Here is a 20,045-nt window from a genome sequence, read left to right on the forward strand (position 1 = left end):
GCCCCCTTGATTTTAGAATCTTATTGGGATACCGAGTTTTGCCATCTCGTTCAAATATTCTGATAAATTACTTGGGGTGACTACATCAACACCTGTATCGACTATGTAGTCAACTTTGTTGTTTACGGTGACTTTCGGGAGCATTGTAAGGGTATTCTGTACCCCTATCTTTTTCATCAGATACAGAATTGTTACTGAAAGGTACCCCATCATATATGGTCTTTGGCCCATGGTTGCTTGTATGACTCCATCTTTTACATAAGAAAGGATATCTGTTGTTGTGTCAAAGCACACTATCTTTACCTTGTCCTTCTTACCAGCATTGGCAACAACCAGAGCCTGGCTTGGACCGTTGTATGCATACACACCGAAAAAGGCAGACAGATCTGGATGTGCACTCAGAACAGATTCCGCAAGCGATACAGCTCTTGCGCCGTCTTCTTCATCGTTCAATACATCGACTATTTGGATATCAGTCCCAGCAATTGCATCTCTGAAACCTTGCATTCTCTCGAGTGAATTCATTGCCGTGAGAGACCCTGTCCCGATTGCAACCTTTCCTTTGCCACCGAGCAATTCTTTCATGACTGTACCGGCTAAGTATCCAGCGCTGTAGTTATTTGTGCCGATGTATACATATCTTCCACTTTCGGGTGTATCGGTATCAAGTGTTATGACTGGTATGCCAAGCTGCAGAGTTTTCTTAATCGTAGGAATCACAGCGCTCGGATCGGATGGTGCTATAGCTATACCATCGAATTTCTGAGCAATAAATGCTTCAAGCATCTGAAGCTGGGCTGGGACATCTTCTTTTGCTGGAACAAAGAACCTGACGTCAATACCCAGGGCTTTGCCCGCTGCCTTGACTCCTTCTTCAACTTGTGCCCAGTATGGATGCACTGATTTCCCGATGACACCTATTGTGATGGCTAAGGAGACAGTACCTACCAGAAAAACCAACAAAGTAATCAAAAAGAGCTTCTTCACAAGAACACCTCCCCCAAGATGGTTTAGAAAAATCACTGTTTAGCCAGTCTCTTTCTGAGTACATCAAGTGTAACGGCTACTACGATGACTATGCCTATGACAACGTTATGCCAATAAGTTGAAACATTGAGCATAACAAGTGCATTCCACAGTAAACTTATTATGCTTGCTCCTATCATTGCCCCTATTACAGTTCCTTCACCTCCCGCGAGACTTGTGCCACCGATCACTGAAGAAGCAATTGCATATAACTCGTAAGAACTACCAACGCCAGGCTGACCCTGCGAGAGTCTTGAAGCTACAATGATTCCAACCAAACCAGAAAGTACAGAACAAGTAGTAAATGCCACAAACCGTACTCTATCCACATTAACACCAGAAAATCTTGCCGCGACTTCATTACCTCCAATAGCTCGTAAATGCTTTCCATAAACGGTTTTTCTCAAAACAAAATGGAGTATTAGAACACATATTCCAAATATCCAAACAGCTATTGGTACACCAAGCCAATCTCCTTGTCCTATAGTCAAAAAGCTTTTGGGCAAACCAACAATGGGCCAACCTTTTGTTATAACAGCTGCCATACCCCTGGCAATTGTGAGTGTACCAAGTGTAACGATAAATGCAGGAACCCTCATCTTTGTTACTGCAAAACCGTGCCACATTCCAATGCCGGCAGAAAAAAGTAGAATCAACAAAATACTCAACCAAACTGGTACCTGATGCTTCATTAACCATGCAACTGTGACACCTGATAGAGCAACTACAGATCCCGCTGAAAGATCTATCGCTCCGCCCCCAGATATAATCACAAATGTCTCACCAACGGCTAAAATACCAAAAATGGCAATTTGCCTTCCAAGAGATTGAAGATTAAAAAGAGTCAAAAACCTTGGATTGAGTACAGCTGTAAAGATCAAGAGTGCGATTAGAGCTATTAAGGGACCGAGTTCTTTGGAGAATTTCGTCTTGAACTCGTCTTTTTCTTTAGCCAAAAGAGATCACTCCTCGAATGCACTTTCTCGTTTTATTTCTTTCCTCGAAAAATTGTAATAGTAATTTATCATAAAATCAAGCCTGATTTTTGATTATTTTCGGTCGATTTGGATATTTATTTATATTGTTCAGCCGATTTCTTTCTTCTTGTTCTTTTCGTATCAAATTGTTCACAGAAGCTCGTTTTTTCAATCTATTTAATACCGTCTTCACTTAACCACATTATTTTTGAATATTTTCTGTAACTATTTTGGTTTAACCAATCAAGGTCGCATCAACTAAAAAATAATTTCCCGCTTTCTCATGACGAGAAAGATCATGGAAAAAAACAATTGTTGTGTCGCTGTTTTTTTGAATGTGTTGTAACATTATAATTGTCTGTGAAATGTGGGAGAGATGAGTTTGAAAATAGAAGTCTTGGATGGATTTGACTGTATAGGTGGTAACAAGGTCTTAGTTCTTGATGATTCCAATGAAGGTTTTCTATTGGATTTTGGTTTGAATTTCTCGAAGTGGTCTTTATATTTTGAGGAATACTTAAAACCAAGAACTGGGAAGGTTTTGCATGATCTTCTCAAGCTTGGATTATTACCAAAACTCAATATTTATAGAAAAGATCTTGAACCACCAGATTTTGAAAGGAATGAACGTATAAATTTCTTGTTTTTGAGTCATGGTCATGAAGATCATACTGGTTTGAATGGATTAATAAGCGAGACGATACCAATATTGACTACAAGTGAAACCTTTGCTATTCTCAGCACCAATGCAGAAATCAGACAGGAAGTGTGGAATGAGTTGTATTTGAGAAAAAGACAGAGACCACAAGAAGATGATATATACAGATTTGATGTGCTCAAGACAGAAAGAAAGATGTTCATCAGAAGAAAGATGTGTGTACAAAATTATCTTGACGCACCATGTGCTTTAGATCCAAATTATTTTATTCAATTAAGTCTCAAGGAATTATGGAAAAATGAATTATATGTGTTACCCGTCTATCATTCTGTGATTGGAGCGGCTGGTTTGGTTGCAAAGGTAGGTGACTGGTGGGTTGCATACACCGGAGATTTTCGGACAGGTCCCGAAACGATTGAAGAAGAAACTTTCTGGAGAGAAAATCTGGGGGAAAAAAGACTCGAACTTTCAAAGAGAACCGATGATTTTTTCCAGTTTTTGAAGGGCAAGCATCCTTTATTGCTTATTACAGAAGGGACGACTGTGTCAAGAGAAAATGGCCCGCATGGTAATGAAAGAAGTGTTTATGAAAATGCCCTTGAACTTGTTCGAAGTACTAATAAACTTGTTATAGTTGATTTCTCTGTGAAGCACCTTGAAAGATTAATGAGTTTTCTGAAGATAGCAATGTGTGCAAATAGATCGCTTGTCTTAATGCCAAAAGATTATGCCTATCTTGTCAAAATGGGTGAAGTGGAACCAATATGGAGATTGTCTGATCAGGAGATGAAATACATAAAGGTATTTCACACAGCCAAATCGTCATTTGTGGGTCTTGAAAAAGAAATTGTGCAACAGGCGAAGATTAACGGGATTTTGTTGCTTCCACAGTTTATTAATTCACGTCCATCGGATTATATGATTTCAGCAGGATACTGGGATTTTCACAACATACTCGATCTTGATGAAGAAGTTCTACAAGGATCTATTTATATTCACTCATCCAGTGAAGCTTACACAGAAGAGCAACAAATGGATTTTTTAAGGTTTGCCAATTGGACGAGGAGGTTTTCCATAAAGACATATGGTTTTGAAGTCACTGAAAATAACCAGGTTATTTTCAGTAAGCAATTTCATGCTTCTGGACATGTAGAAGCTAAGAAACTCGAACAGATCATAAATGAACTCAATCCAGATTTGATATTACCAGTTCATACCTTGGACAAAGAGTGGTTCATCAAGCGTTGGGGGAAAAGGGTGATTTTGGACAGCACTTTTTGGTTGTGAATCTTTCTATAAACAAAATCCGACACGAGCTGAAATTTTTCAGCAATGAAAATGCGGTAAAATAAAAACAGCGATGGAGGTGATTTTTCTGAAGTTTTATATCACTACGCCAATATACTATGTGAATTCTGATCCTCACGTTGGTAGTGCTTACACAACGATAGTTGCTGATATCATAGCACGTTATAAGCGCATGATGGGATATGATGTCTTTTTCTTAACAGGTACCGATGAACATGGTCAGAAGATTTTGCAGGCAGCCAGTGCAGTCGGTAAGGACCCACAGAGTTTTTGTGATGAGCTTGCTGGTAGATTCAAAAATCTTTGGAATAGACTTGGGATCACAAATGATGGTTTTATAAGGACAACTGATGAAGATCATATGAAAGTGGTCCAGTATTTTGTCAAGAAGATGTTGGAGAATGGTGATATATACAAAGGTGTGTATAAAGGTTGGTATTGTGTTCCGTGTGAGACCTATTGGAATGAAGATGAGATAGGTTCTGACAAACTCTGCCCTTCTTGCGGCAGAGAGCTAAGATATATAAGCGAAGAGAATTATTTTTTCAGGCTTTCTAAGTACACAGATGTGCTTTTAGAACACTACAGAAATCATCCTGAATTTGTCCAACCAGATTTTAGAAGAAATGAAATGTTGAAGATTCTCGAAGGTGGTTTGAAGGATTTGAGTATCACAAGAACAACCTTTAAATGGGGAGTCCCGATGCCAGATGATCCAGAACACGTCATATATGTCTGGGTGGATGCATTGATAAACTATGTTTCAGCAATAGGTTATCCATTTAATATGGAAAGATTCAACAGATATTGGCCTGCAGATTTACATTTGATAGGTAAAGAGATAAATCGTTTCCACTCGATCGTTTGGCCTGCTATGTTGATCTCTGTTGGATTGCCTTTGCCCAAGGTTGTTTTTGCTCATGGTTGGTTAACGGTAGATGGTCAAAAGATCTCTAAATCCCTGGGCAATGCCATTGATCCAACTTATTTTGTTGAGAAATACGGTAATGATGTTTTGAGATTTTATCTTCTTAGAGATATCAATTTTGGTAAAGATGGAGATTTTTCTGAAAAGAATCTTGTGAACAGATTGAATTCAGATCTTGCAAATGATTATGGTAATTTGTTGCATAGAACTCTCGCCATGGTGGAAAAGCATTATTCATCAATTCTGCCAGCTCCTGAAAAGTATGATGAAATAGATGAAAAGTTCAAGGAAGATGTCATGATACGTGTGAAAGAATATGAGAAACTCATGGATGAATATTCTTTAACGCAAGCTGTAGAGAAAATTCTGGAAATTTTGATGCTTTCAAACAAGTACTTTGATGAGAAAAGACCGTGGGTTTTGGCAAAACAAAAAGACTATTCAGCACTCTCTACGGTCCTGTACAATGTGTGCGAAGCTCTATTGAAGGTTGCTATAATGTTCTCTCCAATCATGCCTGATTCTTCTAAAGAAGTTTTAACAAGGCTTGGTTTTGATTCAAAACTCACAAAAGACTTTCTCGACAATTGGGGTGTTCTCAAATCATCTGTAAAGACAGTTCATGGTAAGCCTTTATTCGAAAAGAAAGAACTCAGTTTTGAAAAAAAGGAGAGTGAATTGAAAGTGGATAATCTCATAGAAATTGATGAATTCAAAAAAGTTGAGTTGAGGACAGCAAGAGTAATTTCAGCTGAGAGAGTGCCAAAATCCGACAAATTACTCAAACTCATCCTTGATGTCGGAGAACTTGGTCAAAGGCAAATCGTAGCCGGAATCGCAAAGTATTATGAACCAGAAAATCTTGTTGGAAAAACTATTATCATAGTTGCCAATCTCAAACCAGCAAAGTTGATGGGTGTTGAATCGCAGGGAATGCTCCTTGCAGCAAAAGATGGTGTTAATCTGAGAGTTTTGACAGTAGATGGAAATATTGCACCAGGTGCGACTATCTCATAGGAGGGTTTTAAGGTGGCAGACGTTCTTCCAAAAAATATAGAAGAAGAACTTGTAGAACTCTACATGAATTATTCAATGAGCGTCATCATAGGACGCGCTATCCCAGATGTGCGAGATGGGTTGAAACCGGTTCAACGTAGGATTCTCTATGCGATGTATGAACTGGGTTTAACTCACAACGCTCAGTCTAAGAAGTGTGCGAGAATCGTCGGTGAAGTTTTGGGTAAGTATCATCCCCATGGTGACGCTTCTGTCTATGATGCACTTGTGAGACTTGCTCAGCCATTTTCAATGAGGTATCCACTGATAATAGGCCAAGGAAATTTTGGATCGATAGATAGAGATCCTCCTGCGGCTATGAGGTACACCGAGGCAAAGCTCTCAGAAATTGCTGAAGAAATGCTACAAGATCTGGATAAAGAAACTGTACCAATGATGAAAAACTTCGATGATTCACTGGATGAGCCAGTTGTTTTGCCATCAAAGGTACCAAATCTCTTGATAAATGGTGCAAATGGAATAGCAGTTGGCATGGCAACGAGTATACCACCCCACAATATAACAGAAGTCATAAATGCCGTGCAAAAGTTAATTAGAAATCCGAATGCGACTATCTCTGAACTTCTTGAAGAAATAAAAGGTCCAGATTTTCCAACAGGTGCGGTAATTGTTAATGCCAGTGAATTGCCTGAGATTTATGCAACTGGAAAAGGTAGGATAATTCTGAGAGCTAAGGTTGAATTTGAGGAAGGAAAGAAATACGATAATTTGGTGATAACTGAAATACCATACAGTGTCAGTAAAGCTGCACTGATAGAAGAGATAGCCAGTTATGCTGAAAAAAATCCAAAGATGATGATAAAGAATATCAGAGACGAATCAGATAAGAGAGGTACGAGAATTGTTATAGAATTTCCAAAAAATGCCAACTACAACATCATATTGAACAACTTATACAAACATACTTCTTTACAAACATCTTTCAGTGTCCAAATGCTTGTGATAGATAACCGAAAACCAAAATTGATGAATCTTATCCAATTACTCAAGGCTTTCATAAAACACAGATACGACGTGATCAGAGCAAGATCTCAGTTTGAGTTGAACGTTTATTCGAGAAGGGCACATGTAGTGGAAGGTATCATGAAGGCTGCGCGGGCACTCGGTGTGGTAGTTGATATAATCCGATCCAGTAAAGACAGCGATGATGCTATAAGAAATCTAATCGAAACTCTGTCTGTGACTGAAGAACAGGCAAAAGCCATTCTTGATATGAGACTTGGTAGATTAACAAGTCTTGAAGTCGAGAAACTTCAGAATGAGTATTCTCAGTTGATTAAGAAGATAGAAGACGTTAAGGATATCCTCACACGTGATGAAAGAGTTTATGATGTGATGTATCAAGAACTTGAACAACTCAAGAAAAAGTACGCTGATGAAAGGAAAACAAAGATTGAAAACGCATCTGAGGAGTTAGAGTACATGCCAGAAGACCTCATACCAAACGAAGAAATAGTGATCACGTTGACTGAAAAAGGTTATCTGAAGTCTACTAATTTAAAAGATTATCGCAGTCAAAGAAGAGGCGGAAAGGGAATCGTTGGTGTTAGAACAACAGAAGATGATGAGATATTGACTGTTTGCACGAGCAAAACTCACTCTCAGACGTTGTTTGTTACTTCAAAAGGAAAGGCTTACATACTGAAGAATTACGAAATAGAAATTACTGGACGCGACAGCAAAGGGAAACCTGTGAGAGTTTATCTAAATCTCGAAGAAGATGAATCTGTCCTGACTATGATTTCTTTCGATGAGTGGTTGGGTGATCTGGTTTTAGTGACCAAGAATGGCAAGATAAAGAGAACACCTTTGAAAGAGTTTGGGAATGTCACAAGTCGTGGCATCAGGGCGATAACTTTTGAAGATAGTGACATGGTTGTTGCCGCAACATTATCTAACAACGAAGATGATCACATAATTCTTGCAACCAAGCATGGGATGTCGATCAGGTTTCAATTAAAGGAAGTCAGGCAGATGGGCAGGAGTGCCATGGGTGTTAGTGGTATCAAGTTGAGAGATGGAGACGAAGTAGTTGGGATGGTAAATATTTCAAACCAAAATTGCGAAATTCTTACCATAACGGCAAGAGGCTTTGGCAAAAGATCGCCGTTGAGTGAGTATAGGATACAATCTCGAGGTGGCGTTGGAATAAAGACAATGCCTGGCGTAGAGAAAGCTGGTCAATTGTGCGGCATAGATGTGGTGACCAATCCTGATTCTGATGTGATAGTTATGACCAAAAATGGTCAATCGATAAGGTTTAAGATTTCGACGGTGAGTTTACTCAGCAGGACAGCTAAGGGAGTAAAGGTTGTTGAACTTTCAGAATCAGATGAAGTGTCTCACTTTGCGGTGGTAGAATCATGTACAGAGAGTTAGATCATGCGGCAGATCTGAGGTATGAACTGATCTGCGATGATATTGAGTCTTTGTTCAACGACCTCATTCAGATTTTGGTAGATAATTATGAACCCGTACTCAAGTACGAAGTAGTTTTCAAAAAAGAATATCCAGTGAAAGAAATCGAAGATATGATCTTTGATACGGTCAATGATTGGATATACATGATTGATGCGCGAAAAATCTTTCCATATAGCTGTGAAATCGATGATGTTCTATACTGTGATTTTGTTGCCTTTTCAGAACTTCGAGGCACGGAATTGAAAGCCCTTACGTATCATGGATTGAAAATCGAACAAAAAGAAGGTAAGATAATCCTGAGGGTGGTGTTTGATAAATGAAAGAATTGACAGAAAGGCAAAAAAAGGTTCTCGATTTTGTCCTTTCCTATGTAGATAAACATGGATATCCCCCAAGTGTCAGAGATGTCGCAAGAGCTTTTCGTATAACTCCCAGAGGTGCGATGATTCACCTTGATGCTTTAGAGAAAAAAGGTTATATTACAAGAGGCAGAAGAGCAAGGAGCATAAGAATCCTGAACAGATCTGAATCAGTTAGATTGCCCGTAGTTGGTACTATTGCTGCAGGAACTGCAATTGAAGCGATAGAAAATCCAACAGAACTCGTTGAAGTACCGATTAGTATGGTAAAAAGTGGTTTTGAACATTTCTTGTTGAAGGTGAAAGGTGATAGCATGATAGAAGAACACATAATCGATGGAGATTATGTGGTGATCAGAAAACAAGAGTTTGTTGAAAATGGTAATGTAGCAGCTGTTTTGATAGATAACAACGAGACCACTTTAAAAAAAGTATATGTTGAAGAAGATAAAATAATCCTTCAACCAGCAAATTCAAAATTAAAACCGATAGAAATAGATTCAGCTCGGGTAAAGATTATTGGAAAAATAGTAGGAGTGATAAGAATCTATGAATAGACTCTACAGTGTGACTAATATAAAAAACGTCTGGATAATTCGTCCAAGTGGAGAACTTGATATGAACAACGCAATGGATTTCAAGGAAGATATCAGAAACAATTTTGTACAGCAAGGTAAGGTGAATATCGTTCTTGATCTGTCTCAAGTCGATTACATGGACAGTATGGCACTCGGTGTCTTAATAAGTCTTCAGAGGTCCTGTAGGATGAATGGTGGTGCCTTAGTACTATGTGGACTTGAGAGTAATCTGAAGAGAATTTTCAAGATGACAATGCTTGATTCGGTTTTTTCAATCCGCGAAACCGTGGAAGAGGCATTAAAGATCTTTTTTGGAGAGTGATTATCTTTGAAAATCGCCCTTGGATCAGATCACGCTGGGTTCAGACTCAAAGAAGCGCTGAAGGGGTTCTTGGTGTCGAAGAATTTCAAGGTTCTGGATGAAGGTACTTATTCTGAAGATGCCGTTGATTATCCAGATTTTGCAAAAAAGGTAGCAAGTGATATCAAAGACAAAAATGCCGACTTTGGAATATTGATCTGCGGTACTGGCATAGGAATGAGTATAGCGGCAAATAGAATAAAAGGCATACGTGCCGCTCTGTGTTTATTTCCAGAAATGGCAAAACTTGCAAGGTTGCATAATGACGCGAATGTACTCGTTCTTCCTGGCAGATTTATAAGTAGCGAGTTGGCACAGTGGATAACTGAAGCCTTTCTGAATGAAAAATTTGAAGGTGGAAGACATGAAAGGCGTGTGAAGAAAATCGAGGAGATGGAGAAATGAAGATAGTCTACGATTCATTTCATTCGACTTATAGACCAACCAAAGAGATCGACAACGGGAAATTCATAGAAAATCCTGAGAAACCTGAAAGAATAGATGCAATAAAAGAAGTACTCATCCTTCATGGCTTTGATAATCTCATTCCTCCGAGTAGATTTCCCATGAATTATGTTTATATGGTTCATGAAGAAGCGTACGTGGAATGGCTAAAGGCAAAATCTTCTTCTATCTTGGATGGTGAAGAATATATATTGGAAGTCTTTGGCTATGATATGTGTTTTGATACGGGGACACCGATCCTTCACAACACTTTCGAGATCGCCAAAAGGGCTGTGGACGTGACGTTAACGGCAGCGTCGATTATAGAGTTAAATGCCAATAGTGTATACGCTCTGGTGAGGCCACCAGGACATCATGCCACGCAAAATCTGTGTGGAGGCTATTGTTATTTCAACAATGCAGCTATTGCTGCAAGTTACTTGATAAAAAAGGGAACAGAAAGGGTAGTAATACTGGATCTTGATTTTCACCATGGTAATGGGACTCAACAGATCTTTTACAATACTGATTTTGTATACTACATATCAATTCATGGTGATCCAAAGATTTTTTATCCCTGGATAAGTGGTAAAGAAAGTGAAGTCGGTGAAGGGGCAGGTGAAGGCTTCAATTTGAATTTGCCACTGCCACCACACGCAGATTGGGAAAAGTATTCTGAAGCACTTTCTTATGCGATCAGGGAGATAAGAGATTATTACCCAGATGTGCTTATAGTATCTCTTGGTTTTGACACTCACAAAGAAGATCCTGTCGGTAAGTTCAACTTGGAAGATGAAGACTATGCAAGGATTGCGAAGCAGATCTCGAAACTAAAATTACCAACGCTCATCATTCAAGAAGGAGGCTATAATCCAAAGGCAAATGCCTCTGCAGCGGTGAATTTTTTCTCTAATTTTGAGTGATCACAATTTGCTGAAAAGATCTATATTGCGCTCGTGTAATTCTTTGTACACTTGGAAATATCTTTGGTATTCGTTGTGCCTGTGCATTATAGGAGTAAATACTTTTGAAATCCTTACGATTTTTTTGCTCAGGTCTACGAAACTTTCACCGCTCAAAGCTGAGATCGAAATTATTGCACAACCAAGTAACTCTGAATCAAAAATCTGTGATACTTCAATCTCCTTTCCCAGTACATCAGCCTTTATCTGATTCCACAATTCATTCACAGCCTGACCTCCAGTTGCTCTGATGATGTTTATTTTGCATCCACATGATTCCATTATCTCTATGATATTTTTCATTGCGTATGCAACACCTTCGATAACAGAAACCAAAAGAGATCTCCAGTCTTCCTTCAGAGTCAATCCGAAAAATACTCCCTTGAGATCTTTGTTCCAATAAGGACTTCTTTCACCGTTCAAATGTGGCAAGAAAATCACACCCGTCGGTCTTTTTACGGTGATTAATTGAGAAAGTTCAACCAATCTCGTTCGGGTTACATTTCGTGAGAACCATTCGTATGATTTTCCAGTTGTAGTCATAACGGCACTTATCTTCCAATGATTTTCGATGAAAAAAGGCGTTGTCATAAGACCTTGGCAACAAAGTTTCTTTTTACTGCACAAGGTCAATCCTTGTGATGTCCCACCCCTATCGCACAATATGCCATCTTCTATGGTGCCGGTACCGATGAGTGCCATTGCAAAATCTGGCGCTCCAGCAATGACTTGAGCCTGATCATTGATTCGTAAGATTTTAGAAGTTTCCTTTTTGATTTTTCCAACGGGAGTTCCTGCTGGTACCAATTTTGGTATGAGAAAAGTTTTATTCAAGTTAAAGATTCTCAAAACTCTCTCATTCCATGGTAGATATCCTTCAAATGGAAAGGTTGCATTCACAATTAGTCCAGTTAATTTCAGAATTATGTAATCACTGGGTTGAATGAGATAAGCTTCATTGATAGTATTTCTAACTGTAAGAAGGTGAGAGATAACAGTGGCAATTTGTTCATCTATCCCCTTCTCGATTATAGAATTGATATGTTCATATCCCCTTTTATCGAGCCAAGTGATAGCTTTCCCCAAAATATTACCATTTTTATCCACGAGTACGGTTGTTGGTCCCTGACCTGTTGCACAAATCGAGGTGATTTTTTTTCTCAAATTTTCGTCCATCGTATGAAAGGCTTGAACGACAACCTTCCACCATTTTTCGGGATCGATTTCATGCGCATCGCTTTTCGACGATTCAGCACACCTTCGTTGAAAATCAAAGAGTTTGTTGCCATTTTGGTCAAAAACCGCCACTTTGATATTTGTCGTACCTATATCTATGGTTGCAAAGAATTCAGAAGACACCCTTATCTCCCCTTCGTTTGTAAGCCAATATTTGCTCAAAGTCTCTGTACTTCTTTTCCAATTTTTCTTTGTCCAGTTCTAACATCTTTAGAACCATTAGATCTATAACCAATAATTGTAGATAGCGTGTCAAAAAACCACCCTCAGAAAGAACTTCTGTTTCGACGTATGTGGGTAATAATATATCACATGATTGTGCGATTTTTGAGGCAGGTGATGCTATTGCTATAACTTTTGCACCGGAATTTCTTGAATAATTTATGGAATCAAGAAGATCGGTTGAAGAATGACTACTCGAAATAGCCACCGCACATCCATTCTCACCAAGTTGTGCAGCAGAAATACTCTGCAAAAATGGGTTGTCAAAAAAATTCACTTGAAAACCAAACTCTTTCAACTTCAAAAAGAGATCTTTTCCAGCGATACCATCAAAACCATAAGCAAGGATCTCTATGACTTTGCTTTTGAGAATGATTTTCGCTGCAATTTCTACTTGATCTTCACTCACGAGCTGAATAGATTCTTTGAGTTCTGAAAAGATGAAGCCAAAGAAATCCTTAGTTATTTGGCTTATTCTCAGTGGATCTGGTCTCATGGTCTGCAACAAATTTATTTCCTGTGCAATTGCGATTTTTAAAGTTCTGAATCCAGAAAAGCCAAGTCTTTTGCATAGATCGACAACTGTAGAAGGTGAGGCGTTGCATAAACGGGCGAATTCAACGATATTCATCTGCAAAACCTTTGTTGGCTGTTCTATAATGAATCTTGCTATTCGCTCTTGTGATTCACTCAAAGTGGGTAATACATCTTTCATGCTTTGAAAAACACTCACAATATTCATATTCTTACCCCCGCTTTGCTCTTTTTAAGATAGGCATAAATCAATATAACTACGGTTGTGAAAATATAGGGAACAGCCATCAGGAGTTCGGCTGGGATTTTTGAGAAAAGTTGGAGAAAGCTCGAGAGAAAACTGAACAATCCAAAGATCAAGCAAGACAAAACAACTGTGAATACCCTTTCTCCTCCTATGATAACGGCGACGAGGGCTATCCATCCACGGTTATTACTCATACCAGATACAAAGGATCTCATAGGTAAAGACAGAACAGCTCCTGCAAGACCTGTGAAAAGGCCACTCAAAAGAAAGCTCGTGATTATCATTTTATCAACATCTATGCCAAGATTTCTCGCAACGATTGCGTCTTTTCCAACGGCTTTTATTTGGTATCCCAACACGGTTTTGTTAACGATTGCATAACATACAAAGACAAGTATGAAGGTTATATATTCCAAGACATTGTATCCGCTTAGTATTTTACCAATGAAAGGAACATCATTAATGAATGGTAGTTCTATTTTATTAAAGATTGGTACGTTTTGGGACACAACCGTGCCTTTCGAACCAAAAAGATGAACCATAAGAAAACTGGTGAGTCCATTTGCAAAGAGATTGATTGCCAATCCAGCAAGAAAGATATTTGCCTTTAATTTCATCGCAATGACAATCAACATTGCATAGATACAGCATATTGAAATAGATACTAAAATGGCCGTCAAAAAACTTTTAGTTTTGTCTGCGATATATATAGCCATGAATGCCGCGGTGAGCATCATACCTTCAAGGGCGATATTCAACTTCCCAACGAGGTGTGTAAACATTCCTCCCAAGGCAGCCAAAATTATCGGGACAGATGATGAGATCACCGAGTGTATGAAATCAGCTACCATAATCTGCAACCTTCTTTTTGATCAAGAGTATCACAAATGCTTCTGCAGTGATCAAGTAAAATATTGTGGCTTGGATGATTTTGGAGATCTCTGGAGTTACATCTGCCATAATGGAGCTGATCTGCGCTCCTGCCTCGAGATACGAAAAGAGCAAGGCAGAAGGTATGACAAAGATGGGATTGTTCCTTGCGATCAATGCTACGGCTATGCCATTGAAACCATAGCCAAAAGAAAAACCTTTTATCATACGTCCATGTACACCTAAAACATCTATAATTCCTCCAAGACCCGCCAGTCCACCACTCAAAAGTAATGTAACAAGCCAGATCACAGAAACTTTTATTCCACCATACCTGGCAAATTCATAGTTTGAACCTACTACTTTGATTTGATATCCAAAGGACGAAAACTGCATTATGAAGTAAATCAAAATCGTCAGAGCAAGTGCCAGGAAAATACCACTATGAAGATCTGAAGGTAACATTATCTTTGAAAACATAATAGAATTACTGATATATCTTGACGCTGAAAGACCGGCAAATGGATCTCTAAGAGGACCATTCAAAAAATAATCAACGATATAGATCAGAGCCTGACTTATCAGATATGAAGATAGTAGTTCATTTACTTTGAAAAAGACCTTCAAAAAACCACAAAGGACTCCTATTAATCCACCAGCAACGAAAGCCACCGATAAAATCAGGAATATGGAAATTTCTCTGTTCAAATCTGTGAGATGAAGCGCCACAAATGTTGCGCACAATGTACCAAAATACAGTTGACCTTCCAATCCAAGATTAAAGGTACCTGCTGAAAAGGCGATTACAGCACCAAGCCCAGTTAAAATCAATGGTATAGATCCACTCAATGTATTACCAAAAAAATAGGTATTACTTATAGGTCCCAAATAGAACCATTTCATTGCCAGTAATGGATTTTCACTTGTGAGTGAAATTATCATTGAGCCACACAGAAAAGATACAATTACTGTGAAAAAGAAAATCTTAAACCAATTCTGCTCTATTTTCATTGGACAACATCGCCTCGATCAACTCACTTTTTTTCATCATATGAGTATTTTCAAAATGCTTAACCAATTTACCTTTTGACATTACCAAAATTCTGTCGCAGATTCTTAGTATTTCGTCAAGGTCACTGGAATAGATGAAGATGGACGATTTTTGTTCGCACAAATTCAGGAAGGCTCTATGCACGAAATTTGTAGATCTCAGATCCAAGCCAGAAGTTGGATCGCATGTGATTAATAATTTTGGTTTTGAACTCAATTCTCTTGCTATCACAACTCGTTGCATGTTTCCACCTGAGAGGATCTCAACCGGATGCCAAACAGAAGAAGTTTTGATTTCATACTCTTTCAAAAGTTGGTCAGACCATTCTTCAATCTTTTTATGTTTGAGCCAACCAAGATAAGAAAATTTTTTATAATTACTGATGATCAAATTGTAAGCTGTTGGAAGACTCATTGAAAGTCCGATCTGAATCTTTTTTTGAGGAATATAGCCAATGCCGATTTTTCTTCTTTCACCTATGTCTTGAAAAGTTATATCTTTTCCAAGAAAAATGAGCCTTCCCTGTGATGCTCTTCTCATACCAACTATTGTCTCGGTTAATTCAATCGCTCCAGATGAACCAAATCCCACCACTCCCAATATTTCACCTTCCCTAACGTGAAACGATACAGGCCCAATTATCTGCCTGTCAGTTGCAAAGGTGAGATTCTCAACGGTTAATAGATTTTTTTTGATTCTATTGGTCGGCTGTTTACGAATAACTTCTGTTTCACCTGCCATTATTTGAGAGAGTTCTTTCACAGATGGTTTGTTTTCATCTGAAGAGTATACGGTAATGCCATTTCTCAAAATCGTTATTTGGTCTGATATAGTGAGTGCATCTTGTACATTATGTGTGATGAAAATAATTGTTTTTCCAGATTTTTTGAGTTTTTTCACTACTTTGAAGAATTGTTCGGATTCCACTTCGGTGAGATATGAAGTTGGTTCATCGAATATTAAGATATCTGCCGCAAGATACAAAATTCTCAATATCTCTGTTTTTTGTCTTTCCGCAATTGGTAGATCAGCTACTTTCCTGTCAAGATCAACAAAGAGATTGTTCTGCTCCATTATCTTGTTGATCGTTTCTATGGCTTTTGATGAATCAAAAAAGGCAAAAAATTTTGAAGGCATCTTTTGCAAAACGATATTCTCCAAACTTGTGAAGTCTTCTATCAAACTCAGATTCTGTTGAACCATTGCTATACCATGTTTCAATCCATCATGCTGGTTTTTTATGTTCACTTGCTTGCCGTTCAGAAATATCTTTCCACTGTCCATTTTTTCCAGACCGCACAGAATTCTCATCAAAGTCGTTTTACCTGCACCATTTTCTCCAAGTAATGTGTGAATTGTGCCTTTTTCAACGCGGAGATTTGCCCCTTTCAATGCCACTGTATGACTCGTCGGAAAGGTTTTGTAGATTTCTCTCATTTCGACACAGGCGCTCATTTCACTCACCGAGAACTTTGATCGTCCCTTGTCTTAATTTTTCAAAAAGATCGAGCATCTTTTCTCTGATTTGTTCAGGTACGTTTCGTAGATAATAAGGATCATCAAAAGTGAAACTGATCACACCTTCTTTTATTCCCCATCGTTCACTGGTTCCAAAAGGTAATTTTCCCTGGTAAGCCCTTTTGAGAACATCGTAGATCGCCACATCTGCTTTTTTTAATACACAAGCCAGGATTGAATTTGGTGATAGATAGATGATGTTTGAGTCGACGCCAATAATATACCTACCAAACTCTTTTGCCTTTTGAATGGCACCGACACCTGTGCCGCCCGCAACCAAGAAAATTACATCAACGCCTTGTGAAAATTGCATCTGGGCTAATTCAGCACCCTTATTCGGATCTGCCCAACTTCCTGCCACAGAAAATAAGACCTCAATTTTCTCGTCAACATTCTTGGCGCCATTTTCATAAGCGGGCTTCATCTTCTCCATCATGGCTGGGTAGATATCACCTGCAATCATGCCGATTTTCAGTTCTTTGTTTGCCCCGCGAAGATCACTCTTTGTCACAAGACCTGCAAAATAACCTGCAAGGTATGCCATCTCTTCGTCCTTGAAGCCAAGTGAATAAACATTGGAGAGATTTGGAGCGATTCCATCTATAAGTGCAAATTTTTGATTTGGAAAGATTCTGGCTGCCTTTTCAACGCTTTTTGGCATTCCTTCCGTAAATGTCACTATCAGATCGTATGACTTGGTTGATGCAAGGCTGATCAACAAAGGTTCCCATTTAGCCGAATTGTAACCTCCTTCGATGACCTTCACATCGAATCCAAGTTCCTTCGATGCACGTGTCGCGCCTTCTACCATCATTTCATAAATTGCATTTCCACCCACTTCACCAGTTATCAAGAGTGCCACACTGTAACCTGTAACGATCACAGAAAAAATTGTTGTGATGAATACGATGATTTTCTTCACTTTCACTCACCTCTGTTGTAAAATCGTATTGGATGTAGCGAGAACCAAATATCCGAAATTATTTCGGTACTTTCCGAAAATATTTTACCACAGATTATCTCACTGTCAAATCTTTTGTTTATACTTTTGTTTTCAAAAATCAAATTATTATCATTGTTTTGTGGTATCATGTAATTACAACATTGCTTTTTGAGGAGCTGATATTATGCAAAAAGAGGATTTTGAAGTTTTCGTTCTAACCGACGAGAACAACGTTGACCATCATTTTGTGTTACTTGCCAAGATCGAGGACTCAGGTAAGGAATACTGGGTTTGTGAAGAAATAATGGTCGACGAAAAAGGTGAAATCACAGATTTTGGTGAAATCTATCCATTCCAGGTCAAAGAAGGCGAAAATGGAGATCTCTTCGTTGATTCTATAGAAACCGAAGAAGAGTTCGAGAGAGTCTCGGCGGCTTGGAATGAGCTCTTAGAGAAAGATGATGAACTAAGAGGTATGCTCGATGTTGAGGAGCACGAACATGAACACGACGAAGAGGAGGACAACTGATAACTTTGCAAAAAAGTTATTCAGTTGAATCGATTTACAGAGATCTAAAAGCCAAGATCGAGAGTGGACATTATTTGGCGGATAACAGACTGCCAGATGAAAAGCAGTTAGCAAATCTCTATGGTGTTGGCAGACAAGCTGTTCGAATGGCTATCGAAAAACTCGTAGAGGAAGGTGTCGTGAAGAGAGTCAAAGGTCACGGCACCTTTGCTATTTTCAAGCCAAAAAAACAATTATTGGGACTGATCGACGATTGTTGGACTTTTGAATTCATTCGAAAAAATCTCGCTAATGTTCCAAAAGAATACGACTATTTCAAAAAGAATATGCCTGCACTGTCATTTGAGATAACGTGGTATAAAGAAAAAAGCCGCGTGTGTTTTGAGAGATGTTTTTTGGATCCTATCAAGAACCCCATGGCTCTCAAGCTTTTGCAATCACAGGATAATATTCACCCAGTGGATTTTTGTATCCAGACCTTGGATTCAGGTGTAGTTGAGGAACACATCGAACTTGTGAAAATTCCAAGGGCTCTTTCGAAGCATTTGGATCTTGAAGATAAAAACTTTGTGATCAGACGCACCGTATTTTTGTCAAACCATATTGGTGAATTGTTCGCGTTCTCATTACTTTATTACCATCCCTCTGTTCAAATCATCCAAATACATAGAATTTAAAAGCCGGGTTTCATGTTTTTTTGTTTACAATAATGTCACGCAATTGACTTGAACCTAAATTTGAACCACATCGTCTAAAAGATGGAATGTGAATGGAACCCCCCACCCTCCTTTTGACACATAGATTGACTTTATAAAGGTTCACTCAGGGCGATCAAAAGATCGCCCTTTGTTTATAGTGAGGTATTGAATCGTATTCGAGATTAAGATTGTGCAGATTGGAGAAGAACTCGATTTTATCTCAAACAATTTGGTCAAAGTTGACGATCTGTAGGATATCACCTTTTAGAATCATCGCATAGATGCCGTTTTTTGTTAATAAATTCACTGTACTTTCATTTAAGCTCATACCAGCATATATAAAAACAAGCTCGTATTCTTTCAACATAGGTATGAAATCTTTCAAGATCTTTGTCTTTTCAATGAATTGTTCGACATATTTTATCCTATCTGGTGAACTCTTTATCTCTGTAACGAAAGCTCGCTTTTTCTCGTTGCATAGCACAAGTAGGTCTATTTCTAACTCTCTTTCGCCAGTACGCGTGTAATACCTTTGAGTCACCGTGTCAGGATCACAATCAAAGTATTTCTTGATTGCCTGAGGCATCGAAGGTGCAAAGATATCTTCTACCAGTGTCCCCATCTTGTTTGCCAAATTACCCCATTGGCGTCTCATTTCTTCTATATTTTGATCAACTTTTTTCTTGTATTCTTCAAGGTTCAGATCTCTCTTTTTATTCAATTCAGCCATTTCGTTTTTAAAGGCAAGCATTTCTTTTTTGAATTCTTCCATACTCTGCTCTCTTTTTCTGGTTAGTTCTGCCATTTCTTTCTTAAACTCTTCCATGCTTTGATCTCTCTTTTTATTCAATTCAGCCATTTCGTTTTTGAAGGCAAGCATTTCTTTTTTGAGTTGTTCAATACCTTCTTCTCTCTTTCGGTTTGCTTCACGAACTTCGTTTTGAAAGACCATGAATTGTTCTGTCAGATTCTGAATCTGCATCTCAGTTTTTCTCTGTGCATAAACCAATTCCATTATTGCTTGTTCTAATTTATCGACTTTGTGAACAATTTCAGAGCGAGCCACGTACAAGCCTCCCTTTAGAATTATACAACAAT

19 protein-coding genes are annotated in these 20,045 nt (G+C 38.5%); 10 read left to right on the plus strand and 9 right to left on the minus strand.

Annotated features, from left to right (window positions below):
- Window positions 1-12 precede the first annotated feature (12 nt).
- Both TSP02S_RS02200 and TSP02S_RS02205 read right to left on the minus strand, forming a co-directional pair.
- Entirely contained in the window at window positions 13-987 is a 975-nt protein-coding gene (locus TSP02S_RS02200) for a sugar-binding protein (RefSeq protein ID WP_041081548.1), read from the minus strand.
- 32 nt (window positions 988-1,019) lie between these two features.
- Window positions 1,020-1,982, minus strand: a complete 963-nt coding sequence (locus TSP02S_RS02205) for an ABC transporter permease (protein WP_041081550.1) — start codon at window positions 1,980-1,982, stop codon at window positions 1,020-1,022.
- Between the two features lie 397 nt (window positions 1,983-2,379).
- Between TSP02S_RS02205 and TSP02S_RS02210 the strand changes: the two genes are divergently transcribed.
- From TSP02S_RS02210 to TSP02S_RS02245, 8 genes are all read left to right on the plus strand, one after another.
- On the plus strand, window positions 2,380-3,948 hold the full coding sequence (locus tag TSP02S_RS02210) for an MBL fold metallo-hydrolase (RefSeq protein ID WP_232503745.1): 1,569 nt from the start codon (window positions 2,380-2,382) through the stop codon (window positions 3,946-3,948).
- Window positions 3,949-4,036: 88 nt separating this feature from the next.
- Window positions 4,037-5,914 carry a methionine--tRNA ligase gene (gene metG / locus TSP02S_RS02215; RefSeq protein ID WP_041084028.1) on the plus strand — a complete coding sequence of 626 codons (1,878 nt, stop codon included), beginning with the start codon at window positions 4,037-4,039 and terminating at the stop codon, window positions 5,912-5,914.
- A gap of 12 nt (window positions 5,915-5,926) precedes the next feature.
- Window positions 5,927-8,353 (plus strand): DNA gyrase subunit A, encoded by a 2,427-nt coding sequence (gene gyrA, locus TSP02S_RS02220; RefSeq protein ID WP_041081554.1) that lies wholly within the window; start codon window positions 5,927-5,929, stop codon window positions 8,351-8,353.
- Entirely contained in the window at window positions 8,338-8,715 is a 378-nt protein-coding gene (locus TSP02S_RS02225) for an archease (protein WP_041081556.1), read from the plus strand. Before gyrA ends, TSP02S_RS02225 begins: the two co-directional genes overlap by 16 nt.
- Window positions 8,712-9,311 carry a transcriptional repressor LexA gene (gene lexA, locus TSP02S_RS02230; protein ID WP_041081557.1) on the plus strand — a complete coding sequence of 200 codons (600 nt, stop codon included), beginning with the start codon at window positions 8,712-8,714 and terminating at the stop codon, window positions 9,309-9,311. The genes TSP02S_RS02225 and lexA overlap by 4 nt, the downstream gene beginning before the upstream one ends.
- A complete protein-coding gene (locus TSP02S_RS02235) occupies window positions 9,304-9,654 on the plus strand; it encodes an STAS domain-containing protein (protein WP_041081558.1) in 351 nt (116 codons plus the stop codon). The genes lexA and TSP02S_RS02235 overlap by 8 nt, the downstream gene beginning before the upstream one ends.
- A gap of 6 nt (window positions 9,655-9,660) precedes the next feature.
- Window positions 9,661-10,098 (plus strand): ribose 5-phosphate isomerase B, encoded by a 438-nt coding sequence (gene rpiB, locus TSP02S_RS02240; protein WP_041081559.1) that lies wholly within the window; start codon window positions 9,661-9,663, stop codon window positions 10,096-10,098.
- Complete coding sequence (locus TSP02S_RS02245) at window positions 10,095-11,060, plus strand: histone deacetylase family protein (RefSeq protein WP_041081560.1); 966 nt, start codon at window positions 10,095-10,097, stop codon at window positions 11,058-11,060. Before rpiB ends, TSP02S_RS02245 begins: the two co-directional genes overlap by 4 nt.
- On the opposite strand, the gene TSP02S_RS02250 is transcribed toward TSP02S_RS02245, so the two are convergent.
- Genes TSP02S_RS02250 through TSP02S_RS02275 form a run of 6 tightly spaced genes read right to left on the minus strand, consistent with a single transcriptional unit; the run spans window position 11,061 to window position 17,699 of the window.
- On the minus strand, window positions 11,061-12,458 hold the full coding sequence (locus tag TSP02S_RS02250) for a xylulokinase (protein ID WP_041081561.1): 1,398 nt from the start codon (window positions 12,456-12,458) through the stop codon (window positions 11,061-11,063).
- Entirely contained in the window at window positions 12,448-13,299 is an 852-nt protein-coding gene (locus TSP02S_RS02255) for a MurR/RpiR family transcriptional regulator (RefSeq protein WP_041081562.1), read from the minus strand. Before TSP02S_RS02255 ends, TSP02S_RS02250 begins: the two co-directional genes overlap by 11 nt.
- Entirely contained in the window at window positions 13,296-14,189 is an 894-nt protein-coding gene (locus TSP02S_RS02260; protein WP_041081564.1) for an ABC transporter permease, read from the minus strand. The genes TSP02S_RS02255 and TSP02S_RS02260 overlap by 4 nt, the downstream gene beginning before the upstream one ends.
- A complete protein-coding gene (locus TSP02S_RS02265) occupies window positions 14,179-15,219 on the minus strand; it encodes an ABC transporter permease (protein ID WP_052465273.1) in 1,041 nt (346 codons plus the stop codon). The genes TSP02S_RS02260 and TSP02S_RS02265 overlap by 11 nt, the downstream gene beginning before the upstream one ends.
- Window positions 15,194-16,696: an ABC transporter ATP-binding protein gene (locus tag TSP02S_RS02270; RefSeq protein WP_171816304.1), complete on the minus strand. Its 1,503-nt coding sequence runs from the start codon at window positions 16,694-16,696 to the stop codon at window positions 15,194-15,196. The genes TSP02S_RS02265 and TSP02S_RS02270 overlap by 26 nt, the downstream gene beginning before the upstream one ends.
- 19 nt (window positions 16,697-16,715) lie before the next feature.
- Window positions 16,716-17,699, minus strand: coding sequence for a BMP family ABC transporter substrate-binding protein (locus TSP02S_RS02275; protein ID WP_041081566.1), 984 nt, complete (start codon window positions 17,697-17,699; stop codon window positions 16,716-16,718).
- A gap of 205 nt (window positions 17,700-17,904) precedes the next feature.
- Here TSP02S_RS02275 and TSP02S_RS02280 point away from each other — a divergent pair, with 205 nt between their 5' ends.
- Both TSP02S_RS02280 and TSP02S_RS02285 read left to right on the plus strand, forming a co-directional pair.
- On the plus strand, window positions 17,905-18,249 hold the full coding sequence (locus TSP02S_RS02280; protein ID WP_041081567.1) for a DUF1292 domain-containing protein: 345 nt from the start codon (window positions 17,905-17,907) through the stop codon (window positions 18,247-18,249).
- A 5-nt stretch (window positions 18,250-18,254) separates the two neighbouring features.
- Window positions 18,255-18,926: a GntR family transcriptional regulator gene (locus tag TSP02S_RS02285; protein WP_041081569.1), complete on the plus strand. Its 672-nt coding sequence runs from the start codon at window positions 18,255-18,257 to the stop codon at window positions 18,924-18,926.
- A 241-nt stretch (window positions 18,927-19,167) separates the two neighbouring features.
- Here TSP02S_RS02285 and TSP02S_RS02290 read toward each other — a convergent pair whose 3' ends face one another.
- A complete protein-coding gene (locus TSP02S_RS02290) occupies window positions 19,168-20,013 on the minus strand; it encodes a hypothetical protein (RefSeq protein WP_041081571.1) in 846 nt (281 codons plus the stop codon).
- Window positions 20,014-20,045 lie beyond the last annotated feature (32 nt).

It is taken from the genome of Thermotoga profunda AZM34c06, assembly GCF_000828675.1.
In the GTDB taxonomy this organism is placed as follows: Bacteria; Thermotogota; Thermotogae; order Thermotogales; family DSM-5069; genus Pseudothermotoga_B; species Pseudothermotoga_B profunda.

Bases quoted from the DNA above. Each gene is read 5' to 3' on its own strand.
- lexA (WP_041081557.1), top strand. From the start codon at position 8,712: ATGAAAGAATTGACAGAAAGGCAAAAAAAGGTTCTCGATTTTGTCCTT.
- TSP02S_RS02270 (WP_171816304.1), bottom strand. From the start codon at position 16,696: ATGAGAGAAATCTACAAAACCTTTCCGACGAGTCATACAGTGGCATTG.
- TSP02S_RS02210 (WP_232503745.1), top strand. From the start codon at position 2,380: ATGAGTTTGAAAATAGAAGTCTTGGATGGATTTGACTGTATAGGTGGT.
- TSP02S_RS02225 (WP_041081556.1), top strand. From the start codon at position 8,338: ATGTACAGAGAGTTAGATCATGCGGCAGATCTGAGGTATGAACTGATC.
- TSP02S_RS02235 (WP_041081558.1), top strand. From the start codon at position 9,304: ATGAATAGACTCTACAGTGTGACTAATATAAAAAACGTCTGGATAATT.
- TSP02S_RS02280 (WP_041081567.1), top strand. From the start codon at position 17,905: ATGCAAAAAGAGGATTTTGAAGTTTTCGTTCTAACCGACGAGAACAAC.
- TSP02S_RS02260 (WP_041081564.1), bottom strand. From the start codon at position 14,189: ATGGTAGCTGATTTCATACACTCGGTGATCTCATCATCTGTCCCGATA.
- TSP02S_RS02255 (WP_041081562.1), bottom strand. From the start codon at position 13,299: ATGAATATTGTGAGTGTTTTTCAAAGCATGAAAGATGTATTACCCACT.
- TSP02S_RS02265 (WP_052465273.1), bottom strand. From the start codon at position 15,219: ATGAAAATAGAGCAGAATTGGTTTAAGATTTTCTTTTTCACAGTAATT.
- TSP02S_RS02245 (WP_041081560.1), top strand. From the start codon at position 10,095: ATGAAGATAGTCTACGATTCATTTCATTCGACTTATAGACCAACCAAA.